Source organism: Bartonella refiksaydamii (assembly GCF_902652675.1).
GTDB lineage: Bacteria > Pseudomonadota > Alphaproteobacteria > Rhizobiales > Rhizobiaceae > Bartonella > Bartonella refiksaydamii.
Genome location: NZ_LR736304.1, coordinates 1 through 20,564 on the forward strand (window position 1 = coordinate 1; position 20,564 = coordinate 20,564).

Sequence of the window (20,564 nt, forward strand, 5' to 3'; positions counted from 1 at the left end):
TAAATTTTATACATAAAAACAACAAATTACCACGTATTCCTACCTAATCCCACCTTTTCCCACTTAGTACAAAATCTACTGTCAAACTACAGCTTTTTTGCTATCAAATGCTGATCTTTGTCATTTTTTGCTCTTTTTTGGTTTTCTTCCGTCAAAATCTAATCTGAAAAATAATGTCCGCCGATGGCAAAAAATATACACAAAAATAATGAATTATCTCGTGATTCTCCAATCCTATCTTTTCCTATTTAGTACAAAGCTACTAGCAAATCATATTCGTTCTGCACGTCTTACCTGAATGTGTGTCAACAAACCTACTGTTGAACTATCACGATTATCTGCTGTATTTTCTCCTCGGAGTATTGATAACAATTCATTTGCTAATTCTTTGCCAAGCTCAACACCCCATTGATCAAATGAATTAATATTCATTAAAATACCTTCAACAAAAATACGATGCTCATAAAGCGCAATGAGACGGCCAAGTGCAAAAGGTGTCAATAAATCCTGAACCAGCATAATACTGGGGCGGTTTCCTTCAAAACTTCTATGAAGTGCTAAATTATCTGCTGCACGTTCACCAATGCCATTTTTTACAAGTATATGCCAAGCATCTTCGACACTACGCCCCTTCATCAAGGCTTTTGATTGCGCTAAGCAATTTGCTACCAACATGTCACACATAGGATCTAAATTTCGTTCATGCCCTTTTATAAATAAAATAAATTCTACAGGAATGACATCTGTTCCTTGATGCAGAAGTTGAAAAAAAGCATGTTGACCATTTGTCCCTGAATTACCCCAAACAACCGGACCACTCGAAAAAGTTAATGGTTTACCATCCAAAGAAACCTGCTTACCATTTGATTCCATATCAAGTTGTTGCAAATAAGCCGGAAAACACGCTAAACGCTGCGCATATGGAATGATAGCACGTGATGAATAACCACAAATAACACGATGCCAGAACCCTAAAAGAGCAAATCGAATAGGAATATTTTTATGCAAAGGCATTGCTTTAAAATGTTGATCCATCTGCAGAGCGCCTTTGAGAAATTGACGGAAATTCTGCCCTCCTATTGCTAACATAACAACAAGACCAATGGCTGACCAAATTGAATAACGCCCTCCAACCCAATCCCAAAATCTAAAAACTCTTGAAAAATCTATGCCAAACTTCGCCACTTTATCAAGTGAACTCGAAACAGCAACAAAATGCGTACAAACAGCCTTTTCCCCTAAATGTGAATGAATCCATTGACGTGCAATTTGAGCATTTGCTATTGTTTCAGCCGTTGTAAAAGTCTTAGAAGCGATGATAAATAAAGTCGTTGCTGGATTCAAAACAGAGAGAGTATCAGAAATATCTGCACTGTCAGCATTAGAAACGAAATGACAACGCGGACCATCATGATAAGGTTTTAAGGCACGTGTGACCATCGCAGGACCAAGATCAGAACCACCAATACCAATGTTTACAATATCATTTATTCTCTCACCACTTTCTCCCTTATAGCTGCCATCACGCACCATTTCAGAAAATCTTTCCATATCGTTAAAAACAGCCTGAATATCTTGGACAAGATCATGCCCATCCAACATAAAAACTTCGTCGGCAGGTAAACGTAATGCAATATGAAGCACAGAGCGCTTTTCAGTTATATTAATGGCCTGACCTGAAAACATTGCTTCACGCCTGCCTAATACATCTGCGGCAACAGCCAAATTATCCAAGAGTTGCAACGTTTTAAATGTGACACCACACTTCGAAAAATCGAAAAGGAGATCATCAAGTCTTAAAGAAAAATGAGAAAAACGCTGCTTATCCTCTTCGAAATGCCGACGAATATCATGTACTCCATCCTTTGTCGCGTGTCTTCTTAAAGCTTTCAAAGCTTCCCCAAAAGCTTTTTCGTTTCGAATCAAAAAGCTACCTTCCATGAACTTATCCCGCACAGTTATTGACAATGAAATCTATGCATAAATAATGATAAAACAGAGAGCGTCTCCTTTGTTACTAGTTATTTTTACTTCTCACGTACAGGATTAGGGGGTACAAAAATGGAAAGATAAGACTCCCAAAATGACATTTGTAAAACAAGAGTAAAAAAAACTTCCAAATCTTTCCTACCAGATACATTATTCAACTTGGCTAAGTTCTCTTGTCAAGTGTATAGTTTCTTCTGCTTTTGCTCTTACAAAACGTCCGAGAAAAAGATAAACAACAGGTGTAACATAGAGTGTAAAAATAGTTGCCAGTCCCAAACCACCAACAATAACCCAACCTAGAGCTATACGTGCCTCTGCACCAGCTCCCTTGGCTAAAATCAAAGGGATTCCCCCTAAAATGGCACAAATCATTGTCATACAAACTGGACGAAGACGAATATTCGCCGCTTCTTCTATAGCTTCATGCACACTTTTACCTTGATCACGTAACTGGTCTGCAAACTCAACAATGAGAATACCATTTTTTGCCATAACTCCAATCAACAAAATTAAACCAATTTGACTGTAAATATTGAGACTAACACCGCTTAAAAGCATCGCAATTACAGCACAACCAATCCCTAATGGTACGGTAGCCATGATAATAAATCCTGAAATAAAACTTTCAAACTGTGCAGCTAAAACCAATAAAATAATTACAAAGGCAATTCCAAAAACAATCATAAAATTAGAAGATGTTTCATCAAGTGTCGCAGCTTCTCCCAAGGGAACCACATAGTTTCCTTTCGATAACAAAGGAGCAGCAACTTTCTGTACAATTTGATAAGCATCCCCTAAGACAACACCTGGAGCAAGATTTGCGCTTAAAATAACAGCACTCATGCGCTTCTCCCGTTTTAATTGGGGAGCAATAGCTTTTTCATGTAAATTTGCAATAACTGACAAAGGAACATACTGATTTCCTTTAGTTTTTAAAAAAATATTTTCCAAATCACTAGGGCTTTCCATTGGATTTTTACGCGATGTCAATTTAACATCGTAAGAGTGATCATCTACGTAAATGGAACCGATTTTTTTACCATCCAACATTGCTTGTAATGTATTGCCCAGATTGGTAATATCAATCCCTAAATCAGAGGCTTTTTCTCGATTAATTTCAATAAAAAATTGCGGTTGCGTGGCATCAACAGTAAGACGAGGACGAATGAAATGCGGATCAGTTTGTAAAGCACTAACCAACTTATCAGCAATGAGTTGTAATTTTGTATAATCATTCCCAAGAATTGCAAATTGTAACCCTTGGCTAGTGCCCCTCACACCTAAAGAATTTCCCTGCGCGGCAAACACAAAAACTGCGGGAAATTGTCTAACCTTTGCATTAACATCTTTCACGATTTCTTGCTGACTACGCAAACGCTTATCCCAAGATGAAAGCAACAAAACCAAAAAAGCAGTATTCGACGAACCGCCAATGCCCGCAATAGAATAACTGTTAGCAATTTCTCCAGAATCATGTAACGGTTGTAAACTCGCTTCAATTTGCTCTACCTGTTCATTCAGATATTGTGTTGAAATACCCTGTGGTCCACTAATGACCAAAAAAATGAGAGCTCTGTCTTCTGCTGGTGTCAATTCCTGTTGTAATTTCATATAACCTCCAACACAAAGACCCGCAAAAATAAGTGAAACAATGACGACGGTCCAAGGTTTTCCCAAACATTTATGCAAACTATAAGCATATCCCTTGCTCAAAAAAGAGCCTAATTTGTACAGAATGATAGAAGGATGCGTCCCTCCTTTATTACCCTCAACATGTTCTTTAAGAAAACGTGAGGCCAACATAGGACAAAGAGTTAAAGCAACAACCGAAGAAAGCAGAATAGAAATTGCCAACACAAAACCAAATTCTCTAAAAAGTGCACCAACTTGTCCAGGAAGGAAAGAAATAGGCACAAAAACGGCAACGAGAGTCAATGTTGTTGCTAAAACAGCAAAAAATACTTCACGCGTCCCTAACACCGCCGCTGCTCTAGGGCCTAATCCCATATTGCGCCATCGAACAATATTTTCCAGAACAACAATAGCATCATCCACCACAAGCCCTGTCGCCAAAACCAATCCTAAAAATGTGAGAATATTCAACGAAAACCCTACAAGATAAATGGCAGCAATTGTACCAATCAAAGCTACAGGAAGAGATAAAGTGGGAATAAGCGTTACACGAATATCTCTTAGAAAAAGAAAAATAACCAAGATAACGCTAAGGATAGCAATGATCAGTGCAACCTCAACCTCATGAAGCGCGCTTTTAATAAAAAGTGCATCGTCACTAATAATACTTATATGCACAGAAGAAGGAACAACACTCTTAAGATTATTGACAACCGCTCTAACACCTTCGGAAATATTAAGGGTATTGGATTGTGCTTTGCGCACAATTCCCAACCCAATGCCTGTCTTTCCGTTGATACGAAGGATAACCGTTTCTACATCCGGTGACAAAGTAACATGTGCAACATCACCAAGATGCACATGAGGTTTTAAGACAACTTGTTCAAAAGCTTCTGGCGTTGTTAAACGTGCAGTAGCGCGTACAATTAAAGCTTGCTTAGAATTACGTAACGACCCAACAGGTACATCCGTTGTCATATCAGTAAGAACACGTGAAATATCTGCCACGGTTAATCCATAACTAGCAAGTTTTGCCTGATCTATATCAACCTGAAAAACCTTCGTGCGCGCACTATCGACTTGCACATCACCAACACCATCAACAGCAGACAGTGCATCAACAACCTGATCGTTTACAACCGTTGTTAAATCATCAATGCTCATCGTTGGTGAAGTCACAACCAAATACATCATTGCAGCAGCATTTGAATCTGCTTTAATGATCAGAGGTGAATCCGCGTTTTTAGGTAAAGAATAAGCAACACGAGACAGAGCATCACGAATATCAGATGCTGCAACATTCAAATCAACACCAACATTAAAACTAACCTCCACACGGGAACGTCCAAAAGAAGAAGTTGAAGAAATTGTCTTAACACCTGAAACACGAGAAACTGTATCTTCTATAACTTTTGTAATTTCACGATCAACTGTCTCTGCCGATGCACCAGAAAAAATCGTCATGATCGTCGTCACTGGAGTATCAACATCTGGTAATTCGCGTACATCAACATTTAACCATGCAGCAAACCCCGCAATCATAATCATAGCATTCAAAACAAAGGTAAAAACCGGCCTGCGAATAAATAATGCAATTATACCGCCCTGCTCCATCTGTACCATAAGCTGTTTTGTGCTAAATTTTTGGCTCATTGTACATCCTGCCCATAAACGGCTGATAATTGCTGTTGATCGGGCTTTGGATCATCAAAAGTAACCCTACTTCCTGGATGGAGCATCTGTACTCCCTGTATGATAACTCGTTCACCACTTTTTAGAGGTGCTTTCACAAATACTTGATCTGCTTTATGCTGAATAATCGATACTGGAATAGGCTCTACCTTTCCCTCTCTTTCACGCCAAACAAATGACCCTCTACTGTTCCATTGAACCGCAAGAGGATTAACGACAGGAAAAGAACCACCATAGAATTCTAACGCAACAGAAAAAGACATACCTGTCATGAGCGTATCTTTTTCATTATTGATTTCAACTTGAATATGAAGTGTGCGGCTTTCTATATTAACAACATTATCAATCGCATAAATATGACCAACAAAAACTTTATCCGGCTGTGCCGTTAATGTTGCCGTTACTTCATCTCCTTTATGTATTTGCGATACATATCGTTCAGGAACCCATATATCGATAAAAATACGTTCTCTATTCTCAATACGACCTATTACAGTGTTAGGAATAACAGCATTGCCCTTATCAATGGGTAAAATACCAATAACACCACTAATCGGTGCACGAATTGTGTGCCGTTCAAGATCTAGTTCAGCATTACGTAGAACCAAATTTGCGTTATCCAGTTCTAAGCGTGCCATAATTTCCTGAACCTCTGTCGCTGTATGACTGACACGTAATTTAAGAATACGCGAAAGTGTTAAAGCGCTATTATCACGTTGTATTTTTGCTTTTGCAGCCGCTATTTCTTCCTTTTTAGAATCAAGCTTTGCAATCACATCACCCACCTGTACTTTCGTGCCAGCTGATACAAAAACCTTATCAATAATACCTGATGACCAAGGGGTTAGCTCCACCGCAGCAAACGCTCGTCCGTTCCCAAGAACACTCAACTGTTCATAAAAATCCTGAACTTTAACAAGATCAACAACAACATTTGTCGGCGGACTTCCTGTCGGGGGCTTCGAAGTTTTATGCAATGCATTTGTTGTTTTATCCGCTATAGAAATGCGTTGCTCTGAACTCTGTTTCCCTGCCCAATAAGTAACCATCAAAATGACAATGAAAAACACCAATGGAAAGATCTTTTTTAACAACTCCATACATCTACCTTATTGTGTCATGAATATATAAATTTATCTGAAAAAATCCCCAACAGTGATATCCGAGTTTCATACAAAAACTGAACGACAGGTAATGTATCTTACCCCTCCACCGCAAAAAACATATCTCATCTCTTGCTTGACTATCTTTCTTGAACAACAACGTCAAGTTAACTATCGTTCATATTGATACCGTTAACTCTACAGAGAAATTATCATACAAAATTCAACTGAAACTGGAAATGCACTGTAACCTTTTTTAAATATATCATCAATGAAGAGATAATTTTTTTATTTACACCAAGTTTCCCTTGCAATTCCTCAATGAAACGATTAGGAACCCCTTAATCTTAATAAGATAAAAAACTGCAAAATGCACCCGTAGCTCAGCTGGATAGAGCACCAGACTACGAATCTGGGGGTCAGGAGTTCGAATCTCTTCGGGTGCGCCATTTATAGAAGTTTTTTACTTTTCTTCAGTGCGTTATCGGTATTTTAACTATAAATTTCACGATTGAATCACCTTCTATCATGCACTTATAATACTATTAAGCGGGTACTATAATTATTCTTTTGATTGCGAATCAGCCCCTCTTTTTCAAGGTACTTGTGAGTGCACTAAATATTGAATGTGTTTTCACTACTCAAAAATAGAAGGCTTTGAAAACTTCTTTCATCTCTTAAAATTCAAAACAAAATATTCTGTCTTTTTCCGGAAAATCTTCACCATTTTAATAAAATTTTCCCACGCAATTTCCAAAGCTATCACATTCTTCCTTAGTAAGAGATAAAAAAAATCTGAATAAAATAAATTGTAGGGAGAATCAAAAAGGCAACAAAGCGCTTTCATGAACAGTCTAATGTATTTATGTAAAAGGGCTTTTTATAAGATTCTCATTTTTTCTAAAAGCTTGCCGGAACTAAAATTGTTTTGCTAAAAAATCTATAAACATTCCTCTTATCCTACTTTAGTATTCCGTCTTGCACAGTATATCATCAACCTCTATGATGCTTTTCCTATTTCCATGTGTTATAAGTGTTCTCGCCCGAGAATATACACCTCCATAATGGTAACAAAAGTCAAGTTTAAAGAATCTTTCCATGCCTAAAACAGATATTGAAATTGCTCGCTCTGCTCAAAAGCAACACATCACTAAAATTGCGCAAAAAATTGGTATCGCATATGAAAATCTCATTCCCTATGGACATGACAAAGCTAAAATTTCTTCGGCATACATAGAATCGCTCAATAAAAAACCGGATGGTAAACTTATCCTCGTCACAGCTATCAATCCAACACCTGCTGGAGAAGGAAAAACAACAACAACGGTTGGACTCAATGACGCTCTCAATCTGATTGGAAAGAAAACAATAGCTGCCTTGAGAGAACCATCCTTAGGTCCTTGCTTTGGTATAAAAGGTGGTGCTGCTGGAGGTGGTTATGCCCAAGTTATACCAATGGATGACCTTAATTTGCATTTTACTGGTGATTTTCATGCCATTACGGCTGCTCATAATCTTCTTGCTGCAATGATAGATAATCATATCTATTGGGGAAATAGCCTGAATATTGATCCACGCCGTATTGTTTGGAAGCGAGTCCTTGACGTGAATGACCGCGCATTGCGTGATATCGTTATTTCATTGGGTGGAGTGACTAACGGTTTTCCGCGTCAAACAGGTTTTGATATTACTGTTGCATCAGAAATTATGGCTATTTTTTGTCTTGCCAAAAATCTAGAAAATCTTACGCAAAGACTCAAAAAAATTATTGTCGCCTATCGTTACGATAAAACACCTGTGACAGTTGCTGATCTCAATGCGGAAGGTGCCATGACAGTTCTTCTCAAAGATGCTCTGCAACCTAATCTTGTACAAACAATTGAAAATAACCCTGTTCTTGTCCACGGAGGACCTTTTGCAAATATTGCTCATGGTTGTAATTCAGTTATAGCAACAAAAACCGCTTTAAAACTTGCGGATTATGTTGTCACAGAAGCAGGGTTTGGAGCAGATCTCGGAGCAGAAAAATTTTTCAACATTAAATGTCGACAAGCTGATATTACACCAGATGCTACAGTAATTGTCGCAACAATTCGCGCACTAAAAATGAATGGTGGAGTAGCTAAAAATGATTTGACAGTAGAAAATATCGCGGCTTTACAAAAGGGAGCAGCCAATCTTCTACGACATATAAAAAATATGGAACACTATGGCATCCCTTGTATTGTTGCTATCAATCATTTTGATACTGATAGCGATGCTGAAATAAGTACATTGCAAAAAATAGTTTCGACAACTGGGTGCAAAGCTGTTCTCTGCAAACATTGGAAACAAGGTGGGAAAGGCGCCACAGAACTCGCACAAGAGCTCGTTAGCTTAATTGAAGGAAAAAGTGCCCATTTCAAAGTTCTGTATAAAGATAACCTGCCGCTCGTTCAGAAAATTAATTGTATCATAACAAATCTCTATGGCGGACGCAAAGCTATAATCGCAGGTCATATTCTCAAGCAACTTGAATGTTGGGAAAAAGAGGGCTATGGTGCACTTCCTATTTGTATGGCAAAAACCCCTTATTCTTTTTCCTCTGATCCAACGAAATACGGCGCTCCTGTTGATTTTGAAATTCCTGTGCGAGAAGTTCGTCTCTCTGCAGGTGCAGGCTTTATTGTTGTCATTTGCGGAGATGTTATGACCATGCCCGGTTTACCGCATTACCCTATCGCTGAAAAAATTCATCTTGACGAAAATGATCAGATACAAGGGCTTTCATAAGCTTATACTTGTAAAGTCAATCATTCATTATGAAAAGCACCCTATAATGAAAAGATTAGAATTTTAAAAAGTGATATAGACAAGCCCCTTCTTTGTGTGGTATGTGCGATGTGTGTCCTTTTAGATATCTATTTAAAAGGGATTTTTCTTTCTATTATGATACTGAAATAAAGCAGGATAAATAGTGCAAGTACTCGTTCGTGATAATAATGTTGATCAGGCGCTACGTGCGTTGAAAAAAAAGATGCAGCGTGAGGGTATCTTCCGCGAAATGAAGATGCGTAGTTACTATGAAAAGCCTTCTGAGAAGCGTGCTCGTGAGAAGGCTGAAGCTGTTCGTCGCACACGTAAGCTTGCACGTAAGCGTGCGCAAAGAGAAGGTCTTGTTGGTAACAGTCGAACTGCAGCGTTAAAATAGTGTGTGAATAAATTTCTGTGTGATTGTATTGTAGAATTTTTGTTTGCATCTATGAGAGTGATTGTCTATTCTCAGTTGTAGTGCCTTATGAGGTTCTTTTCTCTTTCAGCTATTTTGAGACATGAGAATAATAGATCATTCTTTGCAAGTTTTTAAGAAGCATTAACACTGAGAATCACCATTTTTATGTTTGCACAGTTATGAGTCATCCCATCATATCTTGGACTTCTCCAATGTTGTTTATTTTCTTACATTTAAATGAGTCTATTAAGCGTATATTTCATCCTATTCTAAAACTGCTTTTTTGATTCATAATAGACATATGGCTGCCTTTTTGTTTTAGAAGTAAATTACACAGATCGATAAGTATTTTAGCTCTATCTGTCATACAACAGCTGATACAGTTTACAAAATATTCAACCGTCTCAATACTCAACATTTATTTCAAACATATAGCTGCATGAGAATTGGATGTTGATTTAACGATACACTCTCATAGACATTTTAAGCATTAGAAGTTCAAACTTTGGTTTTACTTATTCTGTTATTCTTATAACAATTTCTTCACTGTTTAGATCTCTTTAACTAGCGGTATGCCATATTTTAATCAGTTCTCAATCATATCTTCCAGTTCTTAGATTACCAATACATAAAAATGAAGAGATAAAAGGTTTAAGTGTGCAATATTCTAGTTGGTTTCGATTCTCACTGCTTGCATTATGTATCCTAATGGCAGGAACCTTTGTATTCGTATTCAGTTCACCTCATTTTTTGTACGCACAAACGCCCAATCAACATTCAGAGCAGAATTTAGGACCAAGTGGTTTACCACTTCCGCGATTTGCTTCGATTAAACCTACCCGTGTTAATGTACGCATCGGACCAGGAAGCAATTACTCTATCATTTTTACCTACAAAAAACAGGGACTGCCTATTGAAATCATCCAAGAATATGATCAATGGCGCAAAATTCGTGATGCCGAAGGTGATGAGGGATGGGTATATCAATCGCTTTTATCAGGAAAACGAACCGCTATAACTATTCCATGGCAAAAAGATAAAACAAAAAGGCTTATGCTACGCAAAGTTCCTGCAGACAACGCAGAACTTGTAGCAGAAGTAGAGCCTAACGTCATTGGTAATATCCGCCAATGCAATGGATACTGGTGCGAGTTAAACATTAATAACACGCGCGGGTGGCTTCCTCAACCACAGTTATGGGGAATCTATCCTGATGAAAAAATAAAAGGTTGGTAAATTTTCAAATCAACCAATTTTAATTTTTATTCTTTATTAAACTCCTTGAGTCCTATAATTAGATTTTGGGTTTTAACCGAACTATCAAATCAACATGTGAAATTTCCATACCCTCTGGTGGTTTAGGCAAATTCCCGATAATAGGAGCTTCTTCTAAATCGCACGGAATATCAAGAATACGATTTTCACCTTCTATGTAAAAATGATAATGATTAGATGTATTGGTATCAAACCAAGTTTTCGAACCTTCTACGGCAATAATCCGTAATAATCCCGCTTCTGTAAATTGATGAAGCGTATTATAGACAGTTGCTAAAGACACAGGCACACCCAGCGCTATTGCCTCTTCATAAAGCTCCTCAGCAGCAATATGACGGTTGCCTTGAGAAAAAATCATATGAGCAAGCTCTAACCGCTGACGTGTTGGCCGCAACCCGTTTTGACGTAAATGTTTTTCTAACATAGGGATGGAATAGTGATGTACAATCTCCACACAGTCCTTCGCTGACTGTTGTTCTTCATTCAAACCTAAATTGTCTACACTCACAGACATGTTAAAAACCACAACTTATTCCTGTTTAAATAAGGTTAAAATATAAAAATGGGGACAGTATGGTGTAATTTTTATTCCATTTTTAAATAACCCACCGTGTAGGATACATAAAAAAGGGTATTTGTCATTAAAAATGATATAAAATCATTTCCCTCTCTTTAAAATTTGCTCTAAAAGTAGATTATGAAGAAGCGCAGAAGCAAAAATATACATAAATAAATGGAGTAACAATGGCTGAACAAAAGTCTCGCTACACTTATGAAGAACTTCTAAGCTGCGCGCGCGGCGAAATGTTTGGGAGGGGTAACGCACAATTACCTGCACCACCAATGTTGATGATTCATCGAATTACCAAAATTAGTGAAGCTGGTGGTGAATACAATAAAGGAATGGTCCGTGCCGAATTTGATATTACTCCAGACCTATGGTTCTTTGACTGTCACTTTATAGGTGATCCGGTCATGCCAGGATGTCTCGGTTTAGATGGTATGTGGCAATTAACAGGTTTTTTTCTTGGTTGGTTAGGTGAACTTGGCAAAGGAAGAGCTATATCAACAGGTGAAGTAAAGTTGTCAGGTATGGTAACTCCGCAAACCAAACTTCTTGAATATGGAATAGATTTTAAACGTATTCGGCGTGGAAATTTGGTCTTGGGAATAGCCGATGGATGGGTAAAAGCAGATGGGGAATCCATCTATAAAGCGAGTGATTTACGGGTTGCTTTATTTAAAGAAGACTGAAATTATTTCCATTAGTAGGGACATTTTGTTATTCTGTGTGAAACAAGGAGGTATGAATGCGTCGAGTTGTTGTAACTGGAATGGGAATTGTCTCTGCAATTGGGAATAATCCTCAAGCTGTTTTAACTAGCTTGTATGAAGCAAAATCTGGAATTTCTTATGCACCCCAATATGCTGAGTTGGGCTTTCGTAGCAGAGTTTATGCCAAACCTGATGTTAATATAGAAGAATTGGTTGATCGACGTGCTTTACGTTTTCATGGACGTGGAACTGCTTGGAATCACATTGCCATGGATCAGGCAATTGCTGATGCGGGTTTAGAACTTCATGAAGTATCAAATGAACGTACAGGTATCATTATGGGCTCTGGAGGTGCTTCAACTCAGTCAATTGTTGAAGCTGCTGATATTACACGCCAAAAAGGTCCAAAGCGCGTTGGTCCTTTTGTCGTACCTAAAGCAATGAGTTCTACAGCATCTGCAACACTTGCAACTTTTTTTAAAATTAAAGGAGTGAATTATTCAATCTCTTCGGCTTGTGCCACCTCTAATCATTGTATTGGCAATGCTTATGAATTGATACGATACGGTAGGCAGGATCGTATCTTTGCCGGTGGTTGTGAAGATTTGGATTGGACATTATCTGTATTATTCGATGCTATGGGTGCCATGTCCAGCAAATATAATGATGTACCAGAAAAAGCTTCACGTGCCTATGATATCAATCGTGATGGATTTGTTATTGCTGGTGGGGCTGGTGTTTTAGTTCTCGAAGAGTTAGAACTTGCTAAAGCACGTGGGGCAAAAATCTATGGAGAAATTGTTGGGTATGGCGCTACATCCGATGGACATGATATGGTTGCTCCATCTGGCGAGGGAGCAGAACGGTGTATGCGTATGGCGCTTGCAACCGTAAATAATAAAATTGATTATATCAATCCCCATGCAACCGCGACACCTGTTGGTGATCCCCCAGAAATAGAAGCAATCTGCCGTATCTTTGGAGCAGGTGACCAATGTCCTCCAATTTCTGCAACAAAATCCTTGACTGGTCATTCCTTGGGAGCGGCAGGTGTTCAAGAAGCAATCTATACACTATTAATGATGAATCATAATTTTATTTGTGAGAGCGCTCATATTGAAGAACTTGATCCAGTTTTTGCTGATATGCCCATTGTTCGTGAACGTCGAGATCATCAACAACTTAATACTGTATTGTCAAATACATTTGGTTTTGGCGGTACCAATGCAACGCTCATTTTCCAACGCTATGCATAAATAGGAGTTCTTAGCTGGTTGAAAAAAGCACGGTCTTTTACGGAGAATAATATGAAAGGTTTGATGGAGGGCAAACGTGGCCTTATTATGGGGGTTGCAAATGACCATTCAATCGCATGGGGTATTGCGTGTCAACTAGCAGAAGCAGGAGCTGAATTAGCTTTTACCTATCAAGGCGATGCCTTTGGAAAACGGGTTCAACCCTTAGCAGAACAGCTCGGTTGTGAATTGTTACTTGAATGCGATGTTGAAAAAATTGAAAATGTTGATCGTGTCTTTGAACATCTTGAAAAAGAATGGAAAACTATTGACTTCGTTGTTCATGCTATTGGCTTTTCAGATAAGACGCAACTAAAAGGGCGTTATGTTGATGTTACAACACGCGAAAACTTTAAACGCACAATGGTTATTTCGGCTTATTCTTTTACTGAAATTGCTCAACGCGCTGGTAAGCTTATGCCCAATGGGGGTACACTTTTAACACTCACCTATGGAGCTTCCCAACAAGTTGTACCTAATTACAATATCATGGGCGTGGCTAAAGCTGCTTTAGAAGCTATGGTACGTTATTTAGCCGCAGATTTTGGCCCTCAAAATATCCGCGTTAATGCAATTTCAGCAGGACCTGTTAGAACCCTAGCTGGCAACGGCATCGCAGCTGCACGCGCAATCTTTTCGTATCAACGTCGTAACGCGCCATTGCGCCGTACAGTAAATATCCATGAAATCGGAAAATCTGCTCTTTATCTACTCTCTGATTTATCATCAGGTGTTACTGGTGAAATTCATTATGTTGATTCAGGCTATAACATTATGTCTATGCCAACACTTGAAGAATTAAAACAAAGCGAGGACAATCAGGAAGAATAACTATCCATAATGCTTTTGAAAGTGTAGAATTGGCTGTTTGTGTACTGTTTTAGAAGCGTTTTCAACACTTTCTGGCATAACATCTAGAAGTGGGAGAGATGCCTTATTCTCGAAGAGATGCTTTAAACAATAATCGAATATAACTCTATAATCCGCTAAAGCGTTACTGCCTTATCTAATGGTTAACGTAACTTATTGCAAAATTTTCATGATATTATAATCATATCTCTCTTAAGTGTTTGAATAGTTTAAAAGTATACTACGCCATGCATTTCATCTTTTAGTGCTCGGTTCAATAATGCATCAGCTGCTTCAACTACGCTTTTACCACAAAATAGGATCTGATAAATTTGCTCTGTAATTGGCATTTCTACTCCGATACGTTGCGCTAACATACGTACTTCTTTAGTGTTTAAATAACCTTCAACAACTTGACCAACCTGTTTTACCGCTTTTTCTGTATCCATTCCTTGGCCAAGAAGCATTCCAAAACGGCGATTGCGCGACTGATTATCAGTACATGTCAAAACCAGATCACCTAAACCTGTCATCCCCATAAATGTAGAAAGCTCAGCGCTCATAGCAGTGCCTAACCGACTGATTTCAGCTAACCCTCGCGTGATGAGAGCTACTCGAGCATTTGCTCCAAATCCCATACCATCTGATATTCCTGCACCAATAGCAATGACATTTTTGACAGCTCCACCTACTTGAACGCCTATCATATCTGGATTTTTATAAACTCTAAAATTTTTGCTACAATGGAAAAGTTGCTGTAGTTCTTCACTAAATTTAGCATCAGAAGCTGCAACCGTAATTGCCGTAGGCAAACCAATAGCAAGTTCTTTAGCAAAAGTTGGTCCAGAAAAGACAGCTAAAGGGATTTTATCACCTAAAATCTCACGAGCAACTTCTTGTAAGAGACGTCCTGTACTCGGTTCTAAGCCTTTTGTTGTCCAAATAATACGTGAATGTTGATTTAAATAAGGTTGGAGTTTGTACAATACCTTATGAAACACATGACTTGGAACAGCGATTAATATATCCCGACTTGCGGTTATTGCAGTCTCAAATGAAACTTCAAGCGATAGATTATCGGGAAATCGAACATCGGGTAAAAATGCCTGATTGCAGCGGTATTCCTGTAATTTTCTGATATGTTGAAGGTCATGTCCCCATAATAAAACCCGATAACCGTTACGGGCAAGTGCAATGGCTAATGCAGTACCAAAAGAACCAGCACCAATAACTGTCATCGAAGCAGTATTCATTAAGTTTCCTGATAATTTTTCAAATCTTCGTTTTAATTGTATGTTAGTGTTGCAATATCTTTTAATATAAATTCACTAAATTTTAAAGCCTTACCTCTTCATGGCTTTATCTAATACAACACGTAATCTTTTTAAAGATCTTTATATTTTTTGTACTGAATTATATGGACAAATTCTTGTACATTCTACAAATGACTATTTGAAACAAAGTTAAGGCTTTACTAAATTCTCTATGGATTTTCTCATTTAAAATAATGCCCCCTCAATAATTATTATATTGCTTCCCTGTACAAAACACTCACGTCCCATTAACATTTTTGCGCCTAACATCTACCAAAAGAGCCAATGCTTAGCACTGACTCCTATGGATATTTTATTATTGGTAACTACTTTATGGGAGCTTGCGTATTTGGCACTTGACCAATGGGCATTTCTACCCCTGGAGCCCGCTCTACAGGAGCTTGCGTATTTGGCACTTGACCAATGGGCATTTCTACCCCTGGAGCCTGCTCTACAGGAGCTTGCGTATTTGGCGCTTGACCAATGGGCATTTCTACCCCTGGAGCCTGCTCTACAGGAGCTTGCGTATTTGGCAATTGACCAATGGGCATTTCTACCCTTGGAGCCTGCTCTACAGGAGCTTGCGTATTTGGTGCTTGACCAACGGGCATTTCTACCCCTGGAGCCTGCTCTACAGGAGCTTGCGTATTTGGTGTTTTATCTATAGAGTCTCGGGCGCCTAATAAATGTTCCTCTGGCTTTTTTATGTCTGATAATTTCTCCACCGGTACTGAGCTATTTCCTTCTATCTTTTCCGGTTCAATAATACGTCCTGAACCACCCATCATATTATAATTCAAATGGGAAATAGCCCACCAAGTACCTCCAATAATAACAAAAACGCAAATAGCTGCAAACCACAAAGCGCTTAAATTCCATTTAGCATCTGGACCAGAATTCAAGTGTAAAAAGAAAACAATCTGCACAATAATTTGAATAATCGCCATCCCAATAAGATACGCAACCTTTGTGCTAATTGCCCAGCTTTCCATCATTCCATACATCACAGGAATAAAAGAGCCTAAAGTGAAAAATACAGCCAGAATAAAGCCAACTAAATAGGAACTAGTACTGGGACTATGTGTTTCATTATGCATACTCATTACAGTGCTCCTAACAGATAAACCATGGTGAAAACACCAACCCACACAATATCAAGTAAATGCCAGAAAATTGAAAGACATGCCAAACGCGTTTTATTATCTTGATCTAAACCACAACGACGAAGATGAAAAAACATGACTACCATCCAAAGAAGACCAACACTTACATGAAGACCATGTGTACCAACCAAAGCAAAAAACGCCGACCAATAAGCAGATAGAATTTCTCGTCCAAAAAGCTGTAAGCCTGTTGCAGGATCAATACCAGCATAAGCACCAGGATCGTAATAGAACACCTCGCTCAAAAGCTCATGGAATTCGTAAACTTCCATTCCAATAAAGCAGCATCCAAGTACAAAAGTAATAATCATCCATAAACGCACACCACTAAGATTACCTTTATGCGCTTGTACTATTACAAACCCATAAGTAATTGAGGATAGCAATAAAATGGCAGTTTCAACCAAAACAAATTTTAAATCAATAAATTCACTTCCAGCTTTCCCTCCTCCATAAGAAGCAGAAAAAACAGCAAAACTTGAAAAAAGCGTCGAGAACAAGATCAAATCCGAAAGAATATAGACCCAAAAACCAAATATCATTATCGAACTGCTATCATGATGATGCTCATCAATGTGCGTATTATCTATTGTCATCGCACTCATACTGTTACTCCTTGTTCTTTAAGAACAGCCGTAAAAGCATCTTCAGTCTTTTGTACTTCTTCAGCTGGAATATAGTAACCATGGTGATTACCTATTAACGAATGACACACAATCGTTGCAACAAAGCCAATCATCCCAATCGCAACAAGCCACCAAATATGCCAAACAAGCGCAAAACCGACAATTAAAGAAAAGAACCCTGCAATAATTCCGGCCGATGTGTTTGATGGCATATGAATTTTTGAAAATCCACTTGTCGGGCGCTGATAACCATTCTTCTTCATATTCCAGTAAGCATCATCAGTTTCTACTCTTGGAAGTATTGCAAAATTGTAAGAAGGAGGAGGTGAAGAAATAGACCATTCAAGAGTCCGTGCATCACCCCAAGAATCATTTAATGTTATCGGTAAACGTCCCTTATGTTTGATACCATACCAAATTGCCAAAACAACTTGCAGCACAAAACAAAGGATACCAAGCAAGATAATAATAGCCCCCAGCGCAGCAATCATAAACATTGGCTGCCAACTAGGTTCCATATAATGCTGAAGGCGCCGCGTTGCACCCATCAAGCCAAGCGCATAAACTGGAAAAAAAGCAAGATAAAAACCAATGAACCAACACCAGAAAGACGCAATACCAAGTGCCCGATTCGGTTTATAACCAAAAACTTTTGGAAACCAAAAAGCAAGCCCAGCTAAATAAGCAAAAACGACACCTCCAATAATTGTATGATGGAAATGTGCTACCAAAAAGAGCGAATTATGAAACTGCCAATCAGCAGGCACAATAGACAATAAAACACCTGTTAATCCACCACCAACAAACGTAAAAATCATTCCCATGCACCAAAGCATTGGGGGCTCAAAGCGAATCCGACCTTTATGCATAGTCAGCAACCAATTAAAGACTTTAACACCCGTAGGAACAGCGATAATCATCGTTGCAATACCAAAGAAGGTATTTACAGCCTCTCCTCCACCCATTGTAAAGAAGTGATGCCCCCAAACAAGCAAAGAAAGAATTAAAATAACCAACATTGCCCATACCATTGAAGTATAACCAAAGAGACGCTTTGAAGAAAAAGTTGAGACAACCTCAGAAACAATACCAAAAGCAGGCACAACCAAAACATAAACTTCCGGATGACCAAAAATCCAAACATAGTTAATCCATACCATCGGGTTTCCGCCACCAACATTGGTAAAGAAATTCATACCCAAATAACGATCACATGCCAAGAGTGCAAATGTTACAGCTAAAACAGGATAAATAACTAAAATAAGGATATTACTAACAAAAGCGCTCCAACAAAAGACTGGCATTCTCATCATTGTCATCCCAGGAGCACGCATTTTAATAATGGTCGCAACAAAATTGATTGACCCCATCGTTGTCGCGATACCAGAAAGCTGAAGCGACCATAAATAATAATCTACCCCTGTATCTGGACTATTTTGCAATTCAGAGAAAGGCGGATACATCAACCAACCACCACGACCAAAATTACCGACACCAAGTGATATATTAATTAATATCGCCCCTGCTACTGTAATCCAAAACCCCAAATTATTTGCAAATGGAAAGGCAACATCACGAGCACCAATCTGAAGTGGTATAAGATAATTAAAAAGACCAAATAAAATCGGTGTAGCCATGAAGAAAATCATAATGACACCATGGGCCGAAAAAATCTGATCAAAATGCTCAGGAGGCAAATAACCCGCCGTTTCACTCCCGAGCGCCAAAGCTTGATGCGTTCGCATCATAATCGCATCGGCAAAACCGCGAACAAGCATGATAATGCCAAGCACGATATACATAATGCCAATGCGTTTATGATCAACTGTTGTAATCCAATTTCGCCATAGAACGCCCCACCATCCAAGTACTGTCAAAGCAATAACAGCAATCAAACCACCCGCAACAATCGCAATACATGTGTATAAGACGATCGGCTCATGTGCAAGTGCATGAAAAGCACCGGCCGTAGGATCTGTAAGTCTTCCAAACATTTCTCAACCCGTATCAAATAAATTTCAGTTTGAAGAAACCTTACTTTTAAAAGAATTCCTTCTCTATTGACGCCCTAAATAACATCAGGATCAAAAACAGAACAAAGCGCACCCCAAAGCGTTTGAGCCGCTGCACGCTTCATTAAGTCCTCATTACATACCGTATTTTCATCAACACATCGATTAACAATCCGATAGTAAAGCCGCTTCTCAACGGGTGCAAAATAACGCACTTCAGCATCTTTTTCTTTCGCAGCAACATCACCCATACGAGGCGCAACAGAAAGCTGACGATAAGACGCGCGATCTAAGATTTGCCCATTAGCTCGAGCTTTAGAAATCCAATTATCAAAATCCTGCAAAGAAACAGAATGCCATTGAAACCGCATCCCTGCAAAACCATCACCACTGTAATTCGCTGAACTTCCTTTGAATATTCCTTGCTCATCAGCTACCAAATGCAATTTAGAATTCATCTGTGGCATAGCATAAAGAACTGTGCCCAGTTTTGGTACCCAAAAGGCATTAACAGAACTCTCTGACGTCAACTGCAACAAAACCTGACGACCTTTAGGCGCATAAATTTCATTAATCGACGCAACATTATATTCAGGATAAATAAAGAGCCATTTCCAATCAAGAGCTACAACATCTACTTGCAATGGCTTCCCTTCCCCAACGACTTCTACTGGAAGCGGATTCTCTGGTTCAAGTTTATAGGTGTAATAGGCTGTCAACGTACCTAAAACCATCACGATAACAATTGGAATACCCCACATAAATGCTTCAATTTTATTTGAATGCCCCCAATCAGGAAGATACTCTTCTGTCGTGTTTGATGCACGATATTTAATGGCTAAAAATACCACACTGACCATAACTGGAATCACAACGCAAAGCATAACAGCAACACAAACAATAATTAAAATAAGCTGTTGCTGTGCAACATACCCTGCTGGGTGAATAACATCAAATTTACAACCTGATAAAAACAATACCCCCCCTAAAATCACGAGCATCTTTACTTGTCTAACAAAGTTTCTCATTTCACCTGCCCACCATACATATCGGAAATTGTCACTAAAAAACGACAAAATCTCAATAGAATACTTACCTATTTGAAAACAATTATCAAGTAAATTCAAAT

General features: G+C 38.6%; 15 protein-coding genes and 1 tRNA gene. 7 read left to right on the plus strand and 9 right to left on the minus strand.

Going from position 1 to position 20,564, the window contains the following annotated elements:
• Window positions 1-270 precede the first annotated feature (270 nt).
• The 3 genes from pgi to GQO39_RS05705 form a co-directional block, all read right to left on the minus strand.
• The gene (gene pgi / locus GQO39_RS05695) at window positions 271-1,941 is read right to left on the minus strand and encodes a glucose-6-phosphate isomerase (protein WP_156851342.1); all 1,671 of its coding nucleotides are present in this window, start codon (window positions 1,939-1,941) and stop codon (window positions 271-273) included.
• Between the two features lie 198 nt (window positions 1,942-2,139).
• A complete protein-coding gene (locus GQO39_RS05700; protein WP_156851343.1) occupies window positions 2,140-5,274 on the minus strand; it encodes an efflux RND transporter permease subunit in 3,135 nt (1,044 codons plus the stop codon).
• Complete coding sequence (locus GQO39_RS05705) at window positions 5,271-6,413, minus strand: efflux RND transporter periplasmic adaptor subunit (RefSeq protein ID WP_156851344.1); 1,143 nt, start codon at window positions 6,411-6,413, stop codon at window positions 5,271-5,273. Before GQO39_RS05705 ends, GQO39_RS05700 begins: the two co-directional genes overlap by 4 nt.
• Window positions 6,414-6,788: 375 nt before the next feature.
• On the opposite strand from GQO39_RS05705, the gene GQO39_RS05710 reads away from it, so the two are divergent.
• From GQO39_RS05710 to GQO39_RS05725, 4 genes are all read left to right on the plus strand, one after another.
• Window positions 6,789-6,865, plus strand: a tRNA-Arg gene (locus tag GQO39_RS05710).
• Window positions 6,866-7,514: 649 nt separating this feature from the next.
• Entirely contained in the window at window positions 7,515-9,188 is a 1,674-nt protein-coding gene (locus GQO39_RS05715; protein ID WP_156851345.1) for a formate--tetrahydrofolate ligase, read from the plus strand.
• Between the two features lie 184 nt (window positions 9,189-9,372).
• A complete protein-coding gene (rpsU, locus tag GQO39_RS05720; protein ID WP_007552384.1) occupies window positions 9,373-9,606 on the plus strand; it encodes a 30S ribosomal protein S21 in 234 nt (77 codons plus the stop codon).
• Window positions 9,607-10,284: 678 nt separating this feature from the next.
• Window positions 10,285-10,863, plus strand: coding sequence for an SH3 domain-containing protein (locus GQO39_RS05725; protein WP_156851346.1), 579 nt, complete (start codon window positions 10,285-10,287; stop codon window positions 10,861-10,863).
• Between the two features lie 58 nt (window positions 10,864-10,921).
• Here the strand turns inward: GQO39_RS05725 and irrA are convergent, their stop codons facing one another.
• Window positions 10,922-11,416 (minus strand): iron response transcriptional regulator IrrA, encoded by a 495-nt coding sequence (gene irrA / locus GQO39_RS05730; protein ID WP_156851364.1) that lies wholly within the window; start codon window positions 11,414-11,416, stop codon window positions 10,922-10,924.
• 230 nt (window positions 11,417-11,646) lie between these two features.
• On the opposite strand from irrA, the gene fabA reads away from it, so the two are divergent.
• Genes fabA through fabI form a run of 3 tightly spaced genes read left to right on the plus strand, consistent with a single transcriptional unit; the run spans window position 11,647 to window position 14,303 of the window.
• The gene (gene fabA, locus GQO39_RS05735; RefSeq protein ID WP_156851347.1) at window positions 11,647-12,156 is read left to right on the plus strand and encodes a 3-hydroxyacyl-[acyl-carrier-protein] dehydratase FabA; all 510 of its coding nucleotides are present in this window, start codon (window positions 11,647-11,649) and stop codon (window positions 12,154-12,156) included.
• Window positions 12,157-12,212: 56 nt separating this feature from the next.
• On the plus strand, window positions 12,213-13,433 hold the full coding sequence (gene fabB / locus GQO39_RS05740) for a beta-ketoacyl-ACP synthase I (RefSeq protein ID WP_007552379.1): 1,221 nt from the start codon (window positions 12,213-12,215) through the stop codon (window positions 13,431-13,433).
• Window positions 13,434-13,484: 51 nt separating this feature from the next.
• Window positions 13,485-14,303 carry an enoyl-ACP reductase FabI gene (gene fabI, locus GQO39_RS05745; protein ID WP_007552377.1) on the plus strand — a complete coding sequence of 273 codons (819 nt, stop codon included), beginning with the start codon at window positions 13,485-13,487 and terminating at the stop codon, window positions 14,301-14,303.
• A 248-nt stretch (window positions 14,304-14,551) separates the two neighbouring features.
• On the opposite strand, the gene gpsA is transcribed toward fabI, so the two are convergent.
• The 5 genes from gpsA to cyoA form a co-directional block, all read right to left on the minus strand.
• The gene (gene gpsA / locus GQO39_RS05750; protein WP_156851348.1) at window positions 14,552-15,574 is read right to left on the minus strand and encodes an NAD(P)H-dependent glycerol-3-phosphate dehydrogenase; all 1,023 of its coding nucleotides are present in this window, start codon (window positions 15,572-15,574) and stop codon (window positions 14,552-14,554) included.
• Between the two features lie 386 nt (window positions 15,575-15,960).
• On the minus strand, window positions 15,961-16,737 hold the full coding sequence (cyoD, locus tag GQO39_RS05755; protein WP_156851349.1) for a cytochrome o ubiquinol oxidase subunit IV: 777 nt from the start codon (window positions 16,735-16,737) through the stop codon (window positions 15,961-15,963).
• Window positions 16,737-17,402 carry a cytochrome (ubi)quinol oxidase subunit III gene (locus GQO39_RS05760; protein ID WP_156851350.1) on the minus strand — a complete coding sequence of 222 codons (666 nt, stop codon included), beginning with the start codon at window positions 17,400-17,402 and terminating at the stop codon, window positions 16,737-16,739. The genes cyoD and GQO39_RS05760 overlap by 1 nt, the downstream gene beginning before the upstream one ends.
• On the minus strand, window positions 17,399-19,417 hold the full coding sequence (cyoB, locus tag GQO39_RS05765) for a cytochrome o ubiquinol oxidase subunit I (protein ID WP_156851351.1): 2,019 nt from the start codon (window positions 19,415-19,417) through the stop codon (window positions 17,399-17,401). Before cyoB ends, GQO39_RS05760 begins: the two co-directional genes overlap by 4 nt.
• A gap of 74 nt (window positions 19,418-19,491) precedes the next feature.
• Window positions 19,492-20,463: a ubiquinol oxidase subunit II gene (gene cyoA / locus GQO39_RS05770; protein ID WP_156851352.1), complete on the minus strand. Its 972-nt coding sequence runs from the start codon at window positions 20,461-20,463 to the stop codon at window positions 19,492-19,494.
• Window positions 20,464-20,564 lie beyond the last annotated feature (101 nt).